Consider the following 20098-nt stretch of genomic DNA (forward strand, 5'->3'; position numbering starts at 1 on the left):
TTGGGTGAAATTATTTATACTGGTTCTTGGTTTTTGGTTTGTAGGTGATAAGCGTATAGCATAATTTTTTGTTTTCCCTATTGATCTTACCCTTATAATTATGCTATATTATTGTCTGTCGTCACTTACGGAACAGATTATCATTTTTACGGAAAAAATCTTTTATCAAACCTATTGACTTTTATCCTTGAACATGATAAATTATATTTCGTCGCAAAAAACGACAAACTGTTTCATTAAGAAAATCGCTATTTTGAGGGCGAGCAAAATATTCATTTCTTAAAAGAAAAGTTAAAAGAAACTATTGACTTTTAGAGAATGAATGTGATATAATTAAAAAGTTGCTAATTTAACGCAACAAATGAATTTGCTCTTTGAAAACTGAACAAAACAACCAGTATGTCAAACAGATATTAGTGGTAAGGCATCGAAGGTCAGATTATTATAATCTGAATGGAAGATTTCAAACCCTAAATCAATTTTTAAGCTAAGACATTATATGATTGATTGGTGTCAATTATATTCAAACTTTTATGGAGAGTTTGATCTTGGCTCAGGACGAACGCTGGCGGCGTGCCTAATACATGCAAGTCGAGCGCGGGAAGCAGGCAATCACCCTTCGGGGTGTGCGCCTGTGGAACGAGCGGCGGACGGGTGAGTAACACGTGGGCAACCTGCCTGTAAGACTGGGATAACTCGTGGAAACGCGAGCTAATACCGGATAACACTTTTCATCTCCTGATGAGAAGTTGAAAGGCGGCTTTTATGCTGTCACTTACAGATGGGCCCGCGACGCATTAGCTAGTTGGTGAGATAAGAGCTCACCAAGGCGACGATGCGTAGCCGACCTGAGAGGGTGATCGGCCACACTGGGACTGAGACACGGCCCAGACTCCTACGGGAGGCAGCAGTAGGGAATCATCCGCAATGGACGAAAGTCTGACGGTGCAACGCCGCGTGAGTGATGAAGGTTTTCGGATCGTAAAACTCTGTTGTTAGGGAAGAACAAGTACTGTTTGAATAAGGCAGTACCTTGACGGTACCTAACCAGAAAGCCCCGGCTAACTACGTGCCAGCAGCCGCGGTAATACGTAGGGGGCAAGCGTTGTCCGGAATTATTGGGCGTAAAGCGCTCGCAGGCGGTCTTTTAAGTCTGATGTGAAATCTTGCGGCTCAACCGTGAGCGGTCATTGGAAACTGGAGGACTTGAGTACAGAAGAGGAGAGTGGAATTCCACGTGTAGCGGTGAAATGCGTAGAGATGTGGAGGAACACCAGTGGCGAAGGCGACTCTCTGGTCTGTAACTGACGCTGAGGAGCGAAAGCGTGGGGAGCGAACAGGATTAGATACCCTGGTAGTCCACGCCGTAAACGATGAGTGCTAGGTGTTAGGGGGTTTCCGCCCCTTAGTGCTGAAGTTAACGCATTAAGCACTCCGCCTGGGGAGTACGGCCGCAAGGCTGAAACTCAAAAGAATTGACGGGGGCCCGCACAAGCGGTGGAGCATGTGGTTTAATTCGAAGCAACGCGAAGAACCTTACCAGGTCTTGACATCCTCTGCAATCGGTAGAGATACCGAGTTCCCTTCGGGGACAGAGTGACAGGTGGTGCATGGTTGTCGTCAGCTCGTGTCGTGAGATGTTGGGTTAAGTCCCGTAACGAGCGCAACCCTTGAGATTAGTTGCCAGCATTAAGTTGGGCACTCTAATTTGACTGCCGGTGACAAACCGGAGGAAGGTGGGGATGACGTCAAATCATCATGCCCCTTATGACCTGGGCTACACACGTGCTACAATGGATGGAACAAAGGGCAGCGAAGCGGTAACGCTCAGCAAATCCCATAAAACCATTCTCAGTTCGGATTGCAGGCTGCAACTCGCCTGTATGAAGCCGGAATCGCTAGTAATCGCGGATCAGCATGCCGCGGTGAATACGTTCCCGGGCCTTGTACACACCGCCCGTCACACCACGAGAGTTAGCAACACCCGAAGTCGGTGAGGTAACACGTTTACGTGAGCCAGCCGCCGAAGGTGGGGCCAATGATTGGGGTGAAGTCGTAACAAGGTAGCCGTATCGGAAGGTGCGGCTGGATCACCTCCTTTCTAAGGATATTTAGAAGGAACGCTAGAGGTCTTAGACCTCTGGTCGAGGACATACATGGTTGTTTGGTTCAGTTTTGAGAGAGTGAATTCCTCTGATGAATTATATAAATAGATGGGCCTGTAGCTCAGTTGGTTAGAGCGCACGCCTGATAAGCGTGAGGTCGGTGGTTCGAGTCCACCCAGGCCCACCATCTATTGACGAATACGGGGCCTTAGCTCAGCTGGGAGAGCGCCTGCCTTGCACGCAGGAGGTCAGCGGTTCGATCCCGCTAGGCTCCATTTTTGTACCTTGAAAACTAAATAAGAGTAATAACGACATCAAAAAATGTAAGTTCTTTGGAACCATTAACTAGTAATTTAGTTAAGTGAAGAAGGGCGCACGGTGAATGCCTAGGTACGAGGAGCCGAAGAAGGACGGGACTAACACCGATATGTCTCGGGGAGTTGTAAGTAAACGTTGATCCGGGAATTTCCGAATGGGGGAACCCACTGTTCGTAATGGAACAGGACATCTATCTGAATACATAGGGTAGATGAGGCAGACCCGGGGAACTGAAACATCTCAGTACCCGGAGGAATAGAAAGCAAATGCGATTTCCCAAGTAGCGGCGAGCGAAACGGAAAGGAGCCCAAACCGAAAAGCTTGCTTTTCGGGGTTGTAGGACACTCCATTAGGAGTTACAAAGAAATGCTTTAGATGAATCGATCTGGAACGATCAGCCATAGAAGGTAAGAGCCCTGTAATTGAAAGAGCGTTTTCTCCGGAGTGTATCCTGAGTACGGCGGAACACGAGAAATTCCGTCGGAATCCGGGAGGACCATCTCCCAAGGCTAAATACTCCCTCGTGACCGATAGTGAACCAGTACCGTGAGGGAAAGGTGAAAAGCACCCCGGAAGGGGAGTGAAAGAGAACCTGAAACCGTGCGCTTACAAGTAGTCGAAGCCCGTTAATGGGTAACGGCGTACCTTTTGTAGAATGGACCGGCGAGTTACGATCCCATGCAAGGTTAAGTGGAAGACACGGAGCCGCAGCGAAAGCGAGTCTGAATAGGGCGAATTAGTATGTGGTCGTAGACCCGAAACCGTGTGATCTACCCATGTCCAGGGTGAAGGTCAGGTAACACTGACTGGAGGCCCGAACCCACGTATGTTGAAAAATGCGGGGATGAGGTGTGGGTAGGGGTGAAATGCCAATCGAACACGGAGATAGCTGGTTCTCTCCGAAATAGCTTTAGGGCTAGCCTCAGGGGAATGAGTACTGGAGGTAGAGCACTGATTGGACGAGGGGCCCTCACCGGGTTACCGAATTCAGTCAAACTCCGAATGCCAGCTACTTAGCCCTGGGAGTCAGACTATGGGTGATAAGGTTCATAGTCGAAAGGGAAACAGCCCAGACCGCCAGCTAAGGTCCCTAAGTATACGTTAAGTGGAAAAGGATGTGGCGTTGCTCAGACAACCAGGATGTTGGCTTAGAAGCAGCCATCATTTAAAGAGTGCGTAATAGCTCACTGGTCGAGTGACACTGCGCCGAAAATGTACCGGGGCTAAACGTATCACCGAAGCTGCGGATTGTTCTTCGAACAATGGTAGGAGAGCGTTCCAAGTGCAGTGAAGTCAGACCGTGAGGACTGGTGGAGCGCTTGGAAGTGAGAATGCCGGTATGAGTAGCGAAAAAAGAGTGAGAATCTCTTTCACCGAAAGCCTAAGGTTTCCTGAGGAAGGCTCGTCCTCTCAGGGTTAGTCGGGACCTAAGCCGAGGCCGAAAGGCGTAGGCGATGGCCAACAGGTAGATATTCCTGTACCACCTCATGACTGTTTGAATGACGGGGGACGCAGGAGGATAAGGAAAGCGCACCGATGGAATGGTGCGCCCAAGCAGTGAGCGAGTTGGATAGGCAAATCCGTCCAACAATTGCGAGCTGTGATGGGGAGGGAAATAGAGTACCGAAGTTCCTGATTTCACACTGCCAAGAAAAGCCTCTAGTGAGGTCATAGGTGCCCGTACCGCAAACCGACACAGGTAGGCGAGGAGAGAATCCTAAGGTGATCGGGAGAACTCTCGTTAAGGAACTCGGCAAAATGACCCCGTAACTTCGGGAGAAGGGGTGCTCCTCTTTAGGAGGAGCCGCAGTGAATAGGCCCAAGCGACTGTTTATCAAAAACACAGGTCTCTGCGAAGCCGCAAGGCGAAGTATAGGGGCTGACACCTGCCCGGTGCTGGAAGGTTAAGGGGAAACGTTAGCTTCCGAGCGAAGCGTAGAACCGAAGCCCCAGTAAACGGCGGCCGTAACTATAACGGTCCTAAGGTAGCGAAATTCCTTGTCGGGTAAGTTCCGACCCGCACGAAAGGTGCAACGACTTGGGCACTGTCTCAACGAGAGACCCGGTGAAATTATACTATGCGTGAAGATGCGCATTACCCGCGACAGGACGGAAAGACCCCGTGGAGCTTTACTGTAGCCTGATATTGAATGTTCGTGCAGCTTGTACAGGATAGGTGGGAGCCTTAGAATCGTGAGCGCTAGCTTACGAGGAGGCACCCGTGGGATACCACCCTGGCTGCACGCACCTTCTAACCCAGAACCGTGATCCGGTTCGGAGACAGTGTCAGGTAGGCAGTTTGACTGGGGCGGTCGCCTCCCAAAGAGTAACGGAGGCGCCCAAAGGTTCCCTCAGAATGGTTGGAAATCATTCGTAGCGTGTAAAGGCAGAAGGGAGCTTGACTGCGAGACCTACAAGTCGAGCAGGGACGAAAGTCGGGCTTAGTGATCCGGTGGTACCGTATGGAAGGGCCATCGCTCAACGGATAAAAGCTACCCCGGGGATAACAGGCTTATCTCCCCCAAGAGTTCACATCGACGGGGAGGTTTGGCACCTCGATGTCGGCTCATCGCATCCTGGGGCTGTAGTCGGTCCCAAGGGTTGGGCTGTTCGCCCATTAAAGCGGTACGCGAGCTGGGTTCAGAACGTCGTGAGACAGTTCGGTCCCTATCCGTCGTGGGCGCTGGAAGTTTGAGAGGAGCTGTCCTTAGTACGAGAGGACCGGGATGGACACACCGCTGGTGTACCAGTTGTTCCGCCAGGAGCATGGCTGGGTAGCTACGTGTGGCAAGGATAAGTGCTGAAAGCATCTAAGCATGAAGCCCCCCTCTAGATGAGACTTCCCATCACTTCGAGTGAGTAAGATCCCTCAGAGACGATGAGGTAGATAGGTTCGAGGTGGAAGCGTGGTGACACGTGCAGCTGACGAATACTAATCGATCGAGGACTTAACTAATTTCTTTTTTGATGGTCGTTCATGAAACTCTTATTTAGTTTTTAGGGTATAAATGAAAAAAACCCTTGCATTTTCTATTAGAAATGCATATAATATATCTTGTCTTCATTTTAAAGAAGGAAGTTCTGATTGATCAACACAGAACGACCTAACACATTAGGTCTGGTAGTAATAGCGGAGAGGTCACACCTGTTTCCATGCCGAACACAGAAGTTAAGCTCTCCAGCGCCGATGGTAGTTGGGGCTTTGCCCCTGCAAGAGTAGGATGCCGCCAGGCCGATTTTTTTATATACTTTTTTATTGTATAAAAAAGTATAATGAAATACATAATAATAAAGTATGATTTTGATGAAATATATTAGATTATTCCACAGTAGCTCAGTGGTAGAGCTATCGGCTGTTAACCGATCGGTCGTAGGTTCGAATCCTACCTGTGGAGCCATTTTTATGCTTCCATAGCTCAGCAGGTAGAGCACCACCATGGTAAGGTGGGGGTCAGCAGTTCGAATCTGCTTGGAAGCTTAGTCAAAAACGTTGGTATAGAAGGGTTTCTCCTATAAAGGGGAAACTTATTTTTTTGGTTAAAAAGAGGTTTGCAAACCTTTATTAGGATAAAGCGTTGAAAGACTGACTTTATCATGCAATTTGTGGCTTTGAAATAAAGTTTGATAATTTATAATAAAGATTGATACAATGTTGATATGTTGGATTGTTCCAATTCAGCAATAGGTCCATTTAATGGAATAAAGTATTGTTCACAATGAAGGAATTTTAAATAATTTTATTAAGCTAAAGGGAAGGATTGTAACTGGCAGTTAAGTTGAAGAAGAATTGGGGGTACGTGCCCTGATTCTTCTTTTTATGTTTATTCAAATAATTACTTGAATGAAACAACAAAAATGGTTATAATATATTCAAATAAATATTTGAATGATGATGGGTGATAAGTATGAATAAAAAAGATACTTGTGAAGTTTTTTGTTATGACGAGGAAAAGGTCAATCGAATACAGGGTGATTTACAGACAGTAGATATTTCTGGTGTTTCTCAAATGTTAAAAGCAATTGCCGACGAAAATAGAGCAAAAATCACCTATGCTTTGTGTCAGGATGAAGAACTGTGTGTTTGTGATATAGCAAATATCTTAGGCGTTACAGTTGCTAATGCTTCTCATCACTTACGAACGCTTCATAAGCAAGGGATTGTCAAGTTTAGAAAAGAAGGAAAACTCGCTTTTTATTCGTTAGATGATGAACATATCAATCAGATAATGATAATTGCCTTAGCACATAAGAAAGAAGTGAAGGTCAATGTCTGAACAAGAGGCAAAAGTAATGAAAGAAGAAATGAACGATTATCGGGTCCAGGGATTTTCATGTGCAAATTGTGCAAGAAAGTTCGAGAAAAATGTTAAAAAGTTACCGGAAGTCCAAGATGCGAAAGTTAATTTTGGAGCATCTAAAATTTCCGTGTATGGTGAAACAACTGTTGAACAATTAGAACAGGCAGGGGCATTTGAGAATCTTAAAGTGAAACCTGAGAAATCCGCGGAAGTAGTCAATGAAGAAGAAAAGAAACAGGAAGAAAAAGTGCCATTTTATAAAAAGCACAGTACGTTGCTTTATTCGGTTTTATTTATGGCTCTCGGTTTTCTTTCCATGTTTGTAAATGGGAATGAGAATATTGTTACGGCACTATTATTTATTACATCAATGCTTGTCGGAGGGCTGTCACTCTTAAAAACAGGCCTGCAAAATTTAGTTCGATTTGAGTTTGATATGCGAACTCTTATGACGATTGCTGTTATCGGCGGTGTTATTATAGGGGAATGGGCAGAGGTTGCAATTGTTGTCATTCTCTTCGCCATTAGTGAAGCCTTAGAACGCTTCTCAATGGATCGAGCAAGGCAATCGATTCGTTCATTGATGGATATTGCACCCAAAGAGGCGGTTATTAGAAGAAATGGACAGGAAATAATGGTCCATGTCAATGATATCGCAGTTGGGGATATTATGCTTGTTAAGCCGGGGCAAAAGATTGCGATGGATGGCGTTATTGTAAATGGTTACTCCGCCATTAACCAAGCAGCAATAACAGGCGAGTCGGTTCCTGTTGAAAAAAACCTAGACGATGAAGTGTTTGCAGGTACGCTTAATGAAGAAGGATTGCTTGAAGTAAAAATAACAAAATTAGTTGAAGATACGACAATTTCAAAAATTATTTATCTTGTTGAGGAAGCGCAAGGCGAGCGTGCGCCAGCCCAGGCTTTTGTTGATAAATTTGCAAAATATTATACTCCTGTCATTGTGATTGTTGCAGCATTAGTTGCTGTTCTTCCTCCATTATTCTTTGGCGCAGGTTGGGAAACATGGATCTATCAAGGTTTAGCTGTGCTTGTCGTTGGTTGTCCTTGTGCATTGGTTATTTCTACTCCAATATCGATTGTATCTGCAATAGGAAATGCAGCGAAAAAAGGTATCCTAGTAAAAGGTGGAGTTTACCTAGAAGAAATCGGTGGATTGAAGGCTATTGCTTTTGATAAGACAGGTACGCTCACCAAAGGAGTTCCCGTTGTAACAGATTATAGAGTAATCGAGGAACAAACAGATGAACAAGGGCTACTGTCAATCATAACTGCATTAGAATATCGTTCCGGGCACCCATTAGCGTCAGCGATTATGAAAAAAGCTGACAGTGATAATATTTCTTATTCTGACATACCCATAGAAGATTTTTCTTCAATTACAGGCAAAGGGATAATGGGTAAGATAAATGGGAAAATATATTATATTGGAAGCCCGAAATTATTTCAAGAGTTATCGGTAACTAATCTTAATAAGGCAATAGAATGGGATGTTATAGCACTTCAGAAGCAAGGAAAAACAGTTATGGTCGTAGGAACAGAGGATAAAATTGAAGCTATTATTGCTGTTGCAGATGAAGTGCGGGAATCAAGCAAGGAAGTTATTCAAAAGTTACACCAGGCAGGAATTAAAAAAACGGTTATGCTTACAGGTGACAACCATAGCACTGCGAATGCGATAGGTGAGCATGTCGGCGTAACGGATGTTCAATCAGAGTTATTACCACAGGATAAATTGGATGTAATTAAACAATTAAAATCGGAGAATAACCATGTTGCTATGGTGGGTGATGGAGTCAATGATGCCCCAGCCTTAGCAGCTTCTACAGTTGGGATAGCCATGGGTGGAGTTGGTACGGATACTGCACTTGAAACAGCGGATGTTGCTTTAATGGGTGATGATTTAAAGAAACTTCCCTTTACTGTTAAACTTAGCCGAAAAACCTTAAACATCATCAAAGGGAACATAACTTTTGCCATTGCTATTAAACTTGTCGCCTTATTTCTGGTCATCCCAGGCTGGTTAACACTTTGGATTGCCATTCTCTCGGATATGGGTGCAACTCTTTTAGTAGCTCTGAATAGTTTAAGGCTTATGCGAGTGAAGGAAGATGAGTAAGTTTAAAGAGGTTGTTATAATCGGTGGCGGCCAGGCTGGTTTAGCGATGGGATATGCACTCAAGCAACATAAGATAAGTTTTATTATTCTTGATGAAAATGGTGAAACAGGGACATCTTGGAGAAAACGTTATGATTCATTAAGGTTGTTCACCCCAAGAAATTATAGTCAATTGCATAATTTTACTTTTGAAGGCGATCCTAATGGGTTTCCTCATAAAGATGAAGTAGTTTTGTATTTACAAAAATTCAAATCAGTAAATAATTTACCCGTAATTAATAACCAAAAAGTCATAAAACTATCAAATGTAAGTAATCAGAAATTCCGTATCTTTACGCAGGATCAATGTTATACTGCCCGTTATGTCGTTGTGGCTACAGGTGCTTTCCATCATCCTTTCATCCCGCATATTCATGATGATTCTATTCCTTTCATGATTCATGCTTCGGATTATCAAAACCCGGAACAAATTCCTAAAGGTGATGTGTTGATTTTTGGGGCAGGAAATACTGGCATCCAGATTGCAGCTGAATTGAGTGGCACGCACACAGTTACACTTTCAAAAAGTAAATCAATTAAAAGGATTCCACAAAGGATTGCGGGGAAAAGTTTGTTTTGGTGGTTAGAAACTTTAGGGGTTTCTATAGTAAAGCCCGATTCATTAGTAGGAAAGTTTATTCAAAAGAGAGATCCAATTATTGGTGATGATTATAAAACAATCAAAAAGTATGTTGAAGTAGTTAGTCGAGTCGAGGCTGTCAAGGAAGGTATAGCATCCTTTAAAAATTCGCCTTCCAAGGAAGTAAAGTCAATCATTTGGGCAACAGGGTATCGCAATAATTATTCTTGGGTTGATATTAAGGGTGTTCTAAACGATGTAGGTAAACCCATTCATAAATTTGGAGTAACGAATGTTCAGGGGCTCTATTTTCTTGGATTAAGTTGGCAAAGTAAAAGAAGTTCAGCTTTGATCTATGGTGTAAGTGATGATGCTAATGCGATTGCAGAAAAAATTATACAAAGGTGAACAGTCGGTCTTCCACAAACGCGCGATTGTTTAATAAAGGGATCAAAACAACCTCGAATTATTTAGTGGATCACCTATTACGAATCTGGATTAAATTTATGACCCGTGTTTCTTCCTTATTAATAGTACTATTATAAAAGAGTAAATCAGGAAGATTATATGAATTGCAAACCAAACTGCAAACATAAAAGATACAAGTAGATGGAAAAAACAATAAAAGGACTCCATTAGACGCGAATTAACCTTGTAAAAACAGAGGGTATGGAACGTAGGTTCTTTAATAATCTTATTGACACAGAAATGGTAAGGTGGGGCAGCAGTTCGAATCTGCTTGGAAGCTTTTATATAAGTGTAGGTGCATAGAGTTTCTCCTATGATGGAGAAACTCATTTTTTAGATGAAAAGGGATTTCTAATATATTTTCTTCAATTAGAACCTTTCATATTCCTAGTTGAAAATGGATATGGGACAGGCGAAGGGTATAGAAAAATGATTTGTTACTAGATAAATCCGAATAAGTGTAAGATGTGTAAAAAATGGATGATTTAGACACTTAATGAATCGTCTAATTTTAAAAAACTGGAAGGATAAATAAATCTGTTTATTTGGTTGAGCATTATAGTACGAGAGAAGTAATGTATTCAGCGATGTTTTCATAACCACGTGGATTTTCCTTTACCCATTTATCGCCTACGAGCCATTTGGCCTGATCCCCTTTGCTCGATGTGCTTATAATCATCCCTGCATCATTTGGGATTTTGATCGTATCCATACTAGTCATCCTCACTTTATTCTAAAACAATGGCATTTAACCCATTATGTAATACGTTTCGTAGGATTGTTTTCTGCCATCTCTCGGTTAACATCTAATTTAAAGCTTTCACATTTGTTTACATAAATACACGTTCTATCCCAGTAACATTTTATCACGTCCACTAATAAATATAATGTATAGGCATATTCACTACCTTTACACACGAGGGCAATTTAACAGCTTACACGAAGGGGGAGGTGTGGATGGATAACAAAAGGTTACTCGGAACTATTATCGCTGTTTTGATTTTGCTTGGGATCGGTTTGCTAATTGGTTATCTGGCATCATTTTTTGGTGCAATGCCAACGCAGTGGATACAGTTGAAGATATAGTGCAGGATAACTTTATTAAAATATTTAGCGAACGCAATAGGTGATGAATTATCATTCGCAGGAGGCCGGGGAAGCATTAACCTGGTCTCCATTATTTTTTAATACGAAAGAGTTTATAAATCCCAAATAACCCAACAAACACGACCAGCGCCAATAAACAAAGATTAATATAATACCACACGCCACTTCCAAGCAAATCAAGCGGGGTATTCGCAGATGGCGTATGCGAGAGATATAGATAATTAGAATCCAATACGGGATTAATAAAGTACCCGATTATCGCGGCATATAATAGTAAGTATCCGTACGCTTGCATAGTTGACTTAAATGTAATTTTTACAGCGTTGGTTAGTACTAGAAAAATACTGACCCACGAAATCGCCATGTGATGAATGAAAAATTTCCAGAAGCGGAAATGCGGATAATCATATGGTAATTCAGGTGTCATAAGTGCCAAGAAAGCAGGGACGAATCCGATAAAAAATGTGATGGTGATTAATTTCTTATTATGCGTAACGAGGGCGATGGCTCCGGTGATGCCGGCTATGCCACATAAATGCAGTGGCATATGATCGCGTAAATTCCATATGCCATTAGCAGCTGTCCACACTTGATAAGATAACTCTGAAAGGATTAATAAAACAAAAAGAGTCCATCTTATGAAGTTGTATGTAGATGGGTTAGTTAGAATTCTTTTATATGTTAGTAAAAGAGTGATAAGCCCGACAAAATATATAATTAGCACCGTAATATGACTGGAACCAAAAGCAATAAAGGGCTCTCCATGTATATCACTGAACCATTCTTTCATTAGATTAACCTCCCCATATAGAGAAAAGGGCCTGCTACTGCATGCAAGCAGACAGGCGCCCTGATAAAATTTATCCACCGATGATATGGTATCCGGAATCTACATGCATGACTTCGCCGGTTACGCCTCTGGAAAGTTCGCTCATGAAAAATAATGTTGCATCGCCAACTTGATCCTGATCCACATTTCGACGTAATGGGGCTTTTTCTTCAATAATTCCTGCTTTCTCGTTGAAGCCTGATACTCCTTTGGCGGATAAGGTGCGTATTGGGCCTGCAGATACTGCGTTAACGCGAATGCCATACTTTCCGACATCTTCTGCTAAATACCTCACACTAGCTTCCAATGATGCTTTTGCAACACCCATGACATTGTAGTTTTTGATGACGCGTTCTGCTCCCAGGTATGTTTGGGTAACAATACTGCCGCCTTCTGTCATTAACTCTTTGGCAGCCCTAGTGACAGCTGCAAGTGAGTACGCGCTGATTTCTTGCGCCAATAAGAATCCCTCACGTGAAGTGTCTGCAAATTCACCACTTAATTCATCCCGATTCGCAAAAGCAACCGCATGTACAAGCCCGTGAACAACGCCAATTTTTTCCTTGATTTCATCGAAAGCTTGATTAATACTTTCGTCGCTCGCAACATCACAGGAAACAATTAATTTTGGTTCGATATCATTTTGTTCAAGAAGCTTGGTTAGTTTTTGATAGGATCGCTCCTGTCTATTGGTGAAAATTAAATTCGCACCTGCGTTATGTAATGATTTCGTTATCCCCCAGGCAATGCTTCGTTCGTTTGCAACTCCCATTATAATGATGTTTTTTCCTTCTAATAAACAAGACATAAGTAAACCTCCAATTGATTTTCTTTTATCTATTATAACTTAATTGGTTTCTTTAGAGAAATCGAATTTTAGATTAAAATAAAGAACTTTTATCCCTGAGAAAAAATTATTTTAAAAAAATCTCTTTTCCCCTTTACAAAGTTTGCCGGATTGGTTATAATACAATTCGTCGGTTTACGACAAATATATGAATACGCTGCTTCATGGCCCGTTGGTCAAGTGGTTAAGACACCGCCCTTTCACGGCGGTAACACGGGTTCGAATCCCGTACGGGTCACCAACAATAGCCGGCCTAGCTCAACTGGTAGAGCAACTGACTTGTAATCAGTAGGTTGGGGGTTCAAGTCCTCTGGCCGGCATCATTTTTTATTTCAATTGAATTTGATGTATAAATCAATTATATCTGTCAAGACTATCGGAGGGGTAGCGAAGTGGCTAAACGCGGCGGACTGTAAATCCGCTCCCTCAGGGTTCGGGAGTTCGAATCTCTCCCCCTCCACCATTTCTATTTTTGGGCCATAGCCAAGCGGTAAGGCATCGGGTTTTGATCCCGTGCACCCCAGGTTCGAATCCTGGTGGCCCAGCCATTTTTTTATTTTAAGCGAAATTATTCAATACTCGACGTTACATAAAACTTACGAGCAAGATCTCATCCATAATGAGCAGCTCGCCAAATCATGAGCCATTAGCTCAGCCGGCAGAGCATCTGACTTTTAATCAGAGGGTCGGAGGTTCGATTCCTCCATGGCTCACCATGATTTATCATTCTAAAAAGCAACATTATATTGCAATCGAACATAAACAAGGTAGTCGTAACAATAGGCAACCTTGTTTATTTGCATTTTGGGTGTTTTTTTTACATAATAGATAGAGTAATTTTGTTTCGGAAAGGGATTATAAGAATAGAAAAACAATTGCCATTAGGGCATTAATAACTAAAATAACTTTTCTAACCACGAAATAGGCATATACATGTTATAATTTTATTCTAAGCATGTTTTATATTAAAATGTAAATAGATCTTTTTTAAACAATGACGCTATACAAAAGGATGATATGGGTATGAAAACCTCCAGAATTCCTGGTTTTTATAATATGACTGTTGATGAGCGAAGGAAATTATTGCAAGATATGCATACATTTACAGATGAAGAGACTGCTGATTTATTTTCAAATGAGTCCCTGCCGGCAGATACTGCAGATAAAATGATTGAAAATGTGATTGGAACCTTTCCATTGCCACTCGGTTTAGGATTGAATTTCCTCATAAATGGGAAAGAATATGTAGTACCAATGGCGGTTGAGGAACCATCTATCGTAGCTTCAGCAAGCCATATTGCTAAAATCGTACGGGAGACGGGCGGTTTTACTGCTGAGGCTACGGATCGAGTTATGATTGGTCAAATTCAAGTAGTGGGCAGCCCTGATTTGGAGGCTGCCAAGAGCGCTCTTTTAAGCGAGAAGGAATCTTTAATAGAAGATGCAAATGCAGCCTATCCGAGCCTAGCAGCCAGAGGCGGAGGTGCCGAGGATTTGGAGGTTCGAATACTCAATGAAGGATCGGACTCTAAATACAGTCAAATGCTTGTGTTGCATGTATATGTTAATACATGTGACGCGATGGGGGCAAATATCATTAATACTATGGTGGAAGCCCTAGCCCCTACAGTGGAGGGCTTGACGAAAGGGAAAGTTTACTTGCGAATTTTATCAAATTATGCAGATAAATGCTTGGCACGTTCGCGAGTAGTGATTCCTCCAGATCTACTTCAAACGGATGATTTTTCAGGGGAAGAAGTCCGCGATGGAGTTGTACATGCTTATGAATTTGCAGCATCGGATCCATATCGCGCGGTCACGCATAATAAAGGGATTATGAACGGAATTGATCCAATTGTCATTGCTACAGGTAACGATTGGCGGGCGGTTGAAGCAGGCGCGCATGCCTATGCAGCACGAAGCGGCGAGTACAGTTCCATGACGACCTGGTCAAAGGACCCGTCAGGAAATCTTGTTGGTGAGCTGGAATTACCAATGTCTGTGGCTACGGTAGGTGGATCTACCCAGGTTCATTCCATGTCAAAAATTGCATATAGTATGTTGGATGTTAAATCGGCTCAGGAATTAGCCCAAGTTATTGTCTCGGTCGGTTTAGCACAAAACCTCGGTGCTTTAAAAGCCTTAGTAACTGACGGTATTCAAAAAGGCCATATGGCTTTACATTCTCGCTCTGTTGCCATTGCAGCAGGGGCCTCTGGGGAGATGATTGATATTATTGCTGAACAATTAATTGAACAAAAAGAAATCCGTGTCGGAAAAGCTAAAGAATTGGTGGAACAAAATATAAAATGAGTATACAAAAAGCAACCACAGAACAAACAGCTATAGGAATAGCTCATAGTAAACTAATTTTGATAGGAGAGCATGCAGTTGTACACGGGCAACCTGCAATTGCTATTCCCTTTCCGTTAGTAGGTGTAGAGTCCGTCGTTGAATATGTGCCTGGATCCATTAAAATCGATAGCTCATTCTATCATGGGCCACTTGAATCAGCACCTGAATCCCTGAGTGGTATCGTCAATTGCATTAAAGAAACATTAAATCACCTGCAATTGCCATACCAGGATTTATTGATCAATATAAATTCATCTATACCGCATGGCAAAGGTCTTGGGTCCAGTGCTTCCGTGGCTATTTCTGTGATTAAATCTTTATTTGCATATTCAAATGAGGAGTATACAGAAGATGAATTACTGGAGCTTGCAAATATTTCCGAGACATATGCCCACGGTGCTCCAAGCGGTATTGATACTCTTACTATAACAACTGAATCGCCGGTATGGTATGAAAAAGAACATCCGATTGATTTCATAGATCTAAGTGATGAGTTTCATTTTGTTGTAGCAGACTCCGGCAGAATTGGGGATACAAGATTATCCGTTGAATCTGTAGGCAATTTACTAAAGTCTGCGCCGAAAAGAATCCAGGCAAAACTGGATCGTATAGGTCAATTAACCCACCATGCAAAAGATGCATTAGAAAAAGCAAGCAAAAACTTTTTAGGACATATGTTAAATGAAGCACAGAAAGAACTCGAATCCCTCGGTGTAAGTGATGCCGGATTAAATCGGCTTATCTACTTTGCACGTCAGGAAGGTGCTCTAGGTGCGAAATTAACAGGCGGTGGCAATGGGGGTTGCATTATTGCGCTTGCCCAAAATGAAGTTCACTCACGCCAGCTTGCTGAGAAATTAAAGAAAGTCGGAGCACAGGCTGTGTGGCCATTTGTGCTAAAGCAAAAAACTAGATATTAAAAAGGGGAAGAACAATGAAGGCTACTGCGAAAGCACACACGAATATTGCCTTAATTAAATATTGGGGAAAACGCAATGAGTCGCTAATATTACCTACGAACAGTAGTCTTTCCCTGACGTTGGACGGTTTTCATACAACGACAATGGTAGAATTTCGAGAGGATTTGCCCGTCGATCATTTTACAATAAATGATGAGGTTGTTTCAGGTGAATCGTATAGCCGCGTGCGCGAATTTCTCGATCTAATCCGCCAAACTGCAGGGAAAACAGATTTATATGCTGATGTCCATTCCATAAATAATGTCCCCACTGCAGCCGGGTTTGCATCGTCGGCATCCGGTTTTGCAGCACTTGCCGCCGCAGCAACAAAAGCGATTGGCTTACCATTAAGTGATCAGGAATTATCAAGAATAACTCGTCAAGGCTCAGGATCCGCCACGCGCTCGATTTATGGCGGATTTGCAGAGTGGCAGATGGGTGAACACTTAGATGGTTCCGATTCGTATGCTGTGCCCGTAGCCGCACAAGATCATTGGGACATCCGCGTTGCTGCTGTCGTCCTTTCTGATGCGGTGAAAAATGTGTCGAGTCGTGAGGGAATGAAGCGAACGGTTGAAACGTCCCCTTTTTATGATGGCTGGTTGAGGAGCGCAGCCGGAGACTTGGAGCAAATTAAGGAAGGCATTATGACACGAGATTTTGAAAAAACGGGACAGATTGCAGAAGCAAATTGTCTGAAAATGCATGCTACGACACTGGGTGCAAGTCCTCCCTTCACGTATTGGACAGACAGAACAGTAGATGTCATGCAAACTGTACAAGCAATGCGAGCAAAAGGAATTCCAGCATTTTTTACCATAGATGCAGGACCGAATGTGAAAGTCCTCTATTTACCTGAAAATGAAAAAACTGTCGAAAAGACACTCCGCGACATACCTGGTGCAGAAGACGTAATCTTAAGTAAATCAGGACAGGGAGTAAGCTTTCTATAGGGGTTGAAAAAGTTTGCCTAATACACCAATGACCATAAAAGTACCCGGAAAGTTGATGATAGCTGGAGAGTTTGCTGTGCTCGAACCTCATCATAATCTGGTTGTCATGGCTGTAGATCGTTTTGTATATGCACATATTCAGCAAAGTGATGAATACAGCTTGACACTTGAAGATTTTAAGCTACATGACCTTCGCTTTGAATATAAAAATAATGAAGTGAAGATCGACACAAATGACGCAAGGGTTCATTTTGTAGAAAAAGCAATGAGCCTTGCGTTTACCTATTTAAGAGAGCATGAAATAAATCCTGGCCATTTTAAGTTATCGATTCGAAGCGAGCTTGATGATGCTTCAGGTGTAAAATATGGCCTTGGATCAAGTGCTGCCGTGGTAACATCGGTTATCTCTGCCATTTTAAAAAAACATCTGCCTCAAAAACCATCTGCAATGTTGATATTTAAACTTGCAGCTATTTCACATGTTATAACACAACGAAATGGTTCAGGAGCTGATGTAGCAGCATCGTCCTATGGTGGTTTTCTTCAATATTCATCTTTTCAGGCTGATTGGTTAATCGAAGCGTACGAGAATCGGAAGACACTGACAGAACTTCTGGAGCGCGAGTGGACTTATTTTTCAGTGGAGCCAATAAAACTACCTGAAAATATATATGTGTGTATTGGCTGGACTGGAAAGCCTGCTTCCACGAAGAAACTTGTCGATGAAATACTAAAACTAAAAAATGATGCCCTCGCCAAGTTTCAACAGTTTCTCACAAATAGTGAGGAAGCGGTTGGATATTTTTTAAAGGGTATGACAGAATCAGACGTCGATCTTTTGTTGAGAGGTGTCAAAAAAAATAGGCAGGCTCTAGCTACAGTAGGAAAACATGCGGATGTAGCAATTGAAACACCATTACTGAGGACATTATGTGATTTAGCTGAAGGATATGGTGGTGCCGGCAAGCCTTCAGGAGCTGGGGGCGGTGATTGTGGTATTGCGTTTATGCCATCAAAGGAAAAGGCTGAAGCATTAATGCAGGCCTGGGAGCAAGCTGGGATTAAGCCATTGGACATCCAGCCGTGCGGCTATGGGGCTATAGAAGCGGACGTGAGCAGGTAGTCAAGGCCTGCTTTTTCTAATGCATATATATACAATAAAATGTCGAGTTGAGTCATTAGAACTTTTTTGGCTACAATAAAGGAGAAGGAGGCTGGATGGAGCATGCAAGATAATATGTCAGTTATTGGTGTACCAATGGATTTGGGCCAAAGCCGCCGCGGTGTGGATATGGGGCCGAGTGCGTTGCGTTACGCTGGTGCTATTGAAAAGCTACAGGAACTAAAAAATGATATACATGATTTAGGTGATATAGCAATTGCCCGCCCAGATACAGCTAAAGCGGTGGAAGAGAGTAATTTGAAAAACTTACAACAAGTCATACAAGCAAACGCGGAGCTTGCTTCTATTGTAGATCAGGAAATTACGAAAAATCGCTTCCCGGTAATCTTCGGTGGAGATCATAGTATTGCTATTGGCAGCTTAGCTGGAATAGCCAAGCATTATGAGAATTTAGGTGTGATCTGGTATGATGCGCATGGTGATTTGAATTCAAGTGAAACATCCCCATCAGGCAATATTCACGGGATGCCACTAGCAGCAAGCCTTGGTATTGGTCACGTGAAATTAACGAATATATTAGGTTATACACCTAAAATAAAGCCCGAAAACATTGTTATTGTAGGCGCACGTTCACTTGATCCTGGAGAAAAGGAATTAATCCGTGAAAAAGGCATTAACGTGTACTCCATGCATGAAATTGATCGGATAGGCATGTCAAATGTAATGCAGGAAGCCATCGACTATCTGAGGGAGAGAACAGATGGTATTCATTTAAGTCTTGATCTTGACGGGCTGGATCCATCCGAAGCGCCTGGCGTTGGCACTCCTGTAATTGGTGGGATTACATATCGTGAAAGCCATTTGGCGATGGAAATGCTTGCAGAGGCAGATATCCTAACGTCTGCTGAATTTGTTGAAGTAAACCCGATATTAGATGAAAAAAATAAAACAGCTGAGGTAGCAGTTGGTCTAATGGGCTCACTGTTTGGCGAAAAACTGAAATAATGCATTAAAAAAGACATTAAACCTCTAAATATGGAGAAATTTGATGTCTTTTTTTTACCCTATTTTTCTTTTTTGTCTAATCTAAGGAGCTCTGCTCGTACTAATGTGCAAAATTTTGATAATCGTTGATGAGGTTGTCCAGCTTTACACTGGTTGCGATGACGGCCTCAGAAGTTAAGTCATTTGAATGGCTTAATAAAATCATTTCGTGCCGACATTCCTCAATTTTTTCTAATAACTGCTCTTTTTCCACAAAACTATCCTCCTATCCAGTATAATATACTATAAAAGTATCCAGAAAAAAGCAAGTCTAAACGCCTAAATTATTTAAAACTTTAATGAAACCTTTATGAACCACAATTCGTAACATAAATACCGCATCATTAGCGGAGGTAAGAAGTATGGAGCAACTAATTAGAGATAAAATAAGACAGGTGAAAAAAGGGGATCAATCCGCTTTTGAAGATGTGATCGCATTATATCAAGATAAAATTTATCGACATTGCTTTCGCATGATTGGGAATACACATGAGGCGGAGGATATAGCACAGGAAGCCTTTATTCGGGCATATGTGAATATCCAGTCGTTTGATGATCGCAGGAAATTTTCGACATGGCTATATCGCATTGCCACGAATCTAACGATTGATCATATTCGAAAACGAAAGCCGGACTATTATCTTGATGATAAGATCAAAGGCACTGAGGGTTTGGATATGTATTCCCAGTTGACCAGCAGAGACCCGTCTCCAGGTGAACAGGTGGAGAGTCAGGAATTGCAGAGATCTATACATCAGGAGATCTTAAGGCTACCACCGAAATATCGGAGTATCATTATTCTGCGTTATTTAGAGGAATTTTCCCTTCAGGAGATCAGTGATACCCTGGATATTCCACTCGGAACGGTTAAAACCCGCATTCATCGTGGAAGGGAAGCGTTAAGGAGAAAATTGCGTTATGTGTAAGGGAGTG

General features: G+C 42.5%; 14 protein-coding genes, 9 tRNA genes and 3 rRNA genes. 22 read left to right on the top strand and 4 right to left on the bottom strand.

Features of this window, described 5'->3' with window-relative positions; genetic code table 11:
- Positions 1 to 530: 530 nt before the first annotated feature.
- The 10 genes from KFZ58_RS01100 to KFZ58_RS01145 all read left to right on the top strand — a co-directional run bounded on the left by KFZ58_RS01100 (position 531) and on the right by KFZ58_RS01145 (position 9888).
- A 16S ribosomal RNA gene (locus KFZ58_RS01100) occupies positions 531 to 2101 on the top strand.
- Positions 2102 to 2215: 114 nt separating this feature from the next.
- Positions 2216 to 2292 (top strand) — tRNA-Ile (locus KFZ58_RS01105).
- A gap of 15 nt (positions 2293 to 2307) precedes the next feature.
- Positions 2308 to 2380 (top strand) — tRNA-Ala (locus KFZ58_RS01110).
- 80 nt (positions 2381 to 2460) lie between these two features.
- Positions 2461 to 5379, top strand: a 23S ribosomal RNA gene (locus KFZ58_RS01115).
- A 161-nt stretch (positions 5380 to 5540) separates the two neighbouring features.
- Positions 5541 to 5656: ribosomal RNA gene (gene rrf, locus KFZ58_RS01120) — 5S ribosomal RNA — on the top strand.
- Together the 16S, 23S and 5S rRNA genes with 4 tRNA genes alongside form the textbook arrangement of a ribosomal RNA operon.
- A 90-nt stretch (positions 5657 to 5746) precedes the next feature.
- Positions 5747 to 5821, top strand: a tRNA-Asn gene (locus KFZ58_RS01125).
- 7 nt (positions 5822 to 5828) lie between these two features.
- A tRNA-Thr gene (locus tag KFZ58_RS01130) sits at positions 5829 to 5901 on the top strand.
- 427 nt (positions 5902 to 6328) lie between these two features.
- Positions 6329 to 6697, top strand: coding sequence for an ArsR/SmtB family transcription factor (locus KFZ58_RS01135; RefSeq protein ID WP_235793052.1), 369 nt, complete (start codon positions 6329 to 6331; stop codon positions 6695 to 6697).
- Complete coding sequence (locus KFZ58_RS01140) at positions 6690 to 8861, top strand: heavy metal translocating P-type ATPase (RefSeq protein WP_235793053.1); 2172 nt, start codon at positions 6690 to 6692, stop codon at positions 8859 to 8861. The genes KFZ58_RS01135 and KFZ58_RS01140 overlap by 8 nt, the downstream gene beginning before the upstream one ends.
- Positions 8854 to 9888, top strand: a complete 1035-nt coding sequence (locus KFZ58_RS01145; RefSeq protein ID WP_235793054.1) for a flavin-containing monooxygenase — start codon at positions 8854 to 8856, stop codon at positions 9886 to 9888. Before KFZ58_RS01140 ends, KFZ58_RS01145 begins: the two co-directional genes overlap by 8 nt.
- Before the next feature lie 616 nt (positions 9889 to 10504).
- On the opposite strand, the gene KFZ58_RS01150 is transcribed toward KFZ58_RS01145, so the two are convergent.
- Positions 10505 to 10660: a hypothetical protein gene (locus tag KFZ58_RS01150; protein WP_235793055.1), complete on the bottom strand. Its 156-nt coding sequence runs from the start codon at positions 10658 to 10660 to the stop codon at positions 10505 to 10507.
- Between the two features lie 245 nt (positions 10661 to 10905).
- Here KFZ58_RS01150 and KFZ58_RS19105 point away from each other — a divergent pair, with 245 nt between their 5' ends.
- Positions 10906 to 11034, top strand: coding sequence for a hypothetical protein (locus KFZ58_RS19105; RefSeq protein ID WP_255694994.1), 129 nt, complete (start codon positions 10906 to 10908; stop codon positions 11032 to 11034).
- A gap of 91 nt (positions 11035 to 11125) precedes the next feature.
- On the opposite strand, the gene KFZ58_RS01155 is transcribed toward KFZ58_RS19105, so the two are convergent.
- Both KFZ58_RS01155 and fabI read right to left on the bottom strand, forming a co-directional pair.
- The gene (locus KFZ58_RS01155; RefSeq protein WP_235793056.1) at positions 11126 to 11845 is read right to left on the bottom strand and encodes a YwaF family protein; all 720 of its coding nucleotides are present in this window, start codon (positions 11843 to 11845) and stop codon (positions 11126 to 11128) included.
- A 70-nt stretch (positions 11846 to 11915) separates the two neighbouring features.
- Positions 11916 to 12692, bottom strand: coding sequence for an enoyl-ACP reductase FabI (fabI, locus tag KFZ58_RS01160; RefSeq protein WP_235793057.1), 777 nt, complete (start codon positions 12690 to 12692; stop codon positions 11916 to 11918).
- A gap of 205 nt (positions 12693 to 12897) precedes the next feature.
- On the opposite strand from fabI, the gene KFZ58_RS01165 reads away from it, so the two are divergent.
- From KFZ58_RS01165 to rocF, 10 genes are all read left to right on the top strand, one after another.
- Positions 12898 to 12972 (top strand) — tRNA-Glu (locus KFZ58_RS01165).
- Between the two features lie 6 nt (positions 12973 to 12978).
- Positions 12979 to 13051: transfer RNA gene (locus KFZ58_RS01170), tRNA-Thr, on the top strand.
- A gap of 58 nt (positions 13052 to 13109) precedes the next feature.
- Positions 13110 to 13194 (top strand) — tRNA-Tyr (locus tag KFZ58_RS01175).
- A 10-nt stretch (positions 13195 to 13204) separates the two neighbouring features.
- Positions 13205 to 13279, top strand: a tRNA-Gln gene (locus tag KFZ58_RS01180).
- A gap of 92 nt (positions 13280 to 13371) precedes the next feature.
- Positions 13372 to 13447, top strand: a tRNA-Lys gene (locus KFZ58_RS01185).
- Positions 13448 to 13754: 307 nt separating this feature from the next.
- The gene (locus KFZ58_RS01190) at positions 13755 to 15044 is read left to right on the top strand and encodes a hydroxymethylglutaryl-CoA reductase, degradative (RefSeq protein ID WP_235793058.1); all 1290 of its coding nucleotides are present in this window, start codon (positions 13755 to 13757) and stop codon (positions 15042 to 15044) included.
- The gene (mvk, locus tag KFZ58_RS01195) at positions 15041 to 16006 is read left to right on the top strand and encodes a mevalonate kinase (protein ID WP_235793059.1); all 966 of its coding nucleotides are present in this window, start codon (positions 15041 to 15043) and stop codon (positions 16004 to 16006) included. Before KFZ58_RS01190 ends, mvk begins: the two co-directional genes overlap by 4 nt.
- Positions 16007 to 16020: 14 nt before the next feature.
- Positions 16021 to 16998, top strand: a complete 978-nt coding sequence (gene mvaD, locus KFZ58_RS01200) for a diphosphomevalonate decarboxylase (protein ID WP_235793060.1) — start codon at positions 16021 to 16023, stop codon at positions 16996 to 16998.
- A 13-nt stretch (positions 16999 to 17011) separates the two neighbouring features.
- On the top strand, positions 17012 to 18121 hold the full coding sequence (locus KFZ58_RS01205) for a phosphomevalonate kinase (protein ID WP_235793061.1): 1110 nt from the start codon (positions 17012 to 17014) through the stop codon (positions 18119 to 18121).
- Between the two features lie 102 nt (positions 18122 to 18223).
- Positions 18224 to 19126, top strand: a complete 903-nt coding sequence (rocF, locus tag KFZ58_RS01210) for an arginase (protein WP_235793062.1) — start codon at positions 18224 to 18226, stop codon at positions 19124 to 19126.
- Positions 19127 to 19226: 100 nt separating this feature from the next.
- On the opposite strand, the gene KFZ58_RS01215 is transcribed toward rocF, so the two are convergent.
- On the bottom strand, positions 19227 to 19379 hold the full coding sequence (locus KFZ58_RS01215) for an aspartyl-phosphate phosphatase Spo0E family protein (RefSeq protein ID WP_235793063.1): 153 nt from the start codon (positions 19377 to 19379) through the stop codon (positions 19227 to 19229).
- 148 nt (positions 19380 to 19527) lie between these two features.
- On the opposite strand from KFZ58_RS01215, the gene sigW reads away from it, so the two are divergent.
- Positions 19528 to 20091: an RNA polymerase sigma factor SigW gene (gene sigW / locus KFZ58_RS01220; protein ID WP_235793064.1), complete on the top strand. Its 564-nt coding sequence runs from the start codon at positions 19528 to 19530 to the stop codon at positions 20089 to 20091.
- Positions 20092 to 20098 lie beyond the last annotated feature (7 nt).

Source organism: Virgibacillus sp. NKC19-16, from assembly GCF_021560035.1.
Taxonomy (GTDB): domain Bacteria; phylum Bacillota; class Bacilli; order Bacillales; family Amphibacillaceae; genus Virgibacillus_L; species Virgibacillus_L salidurans.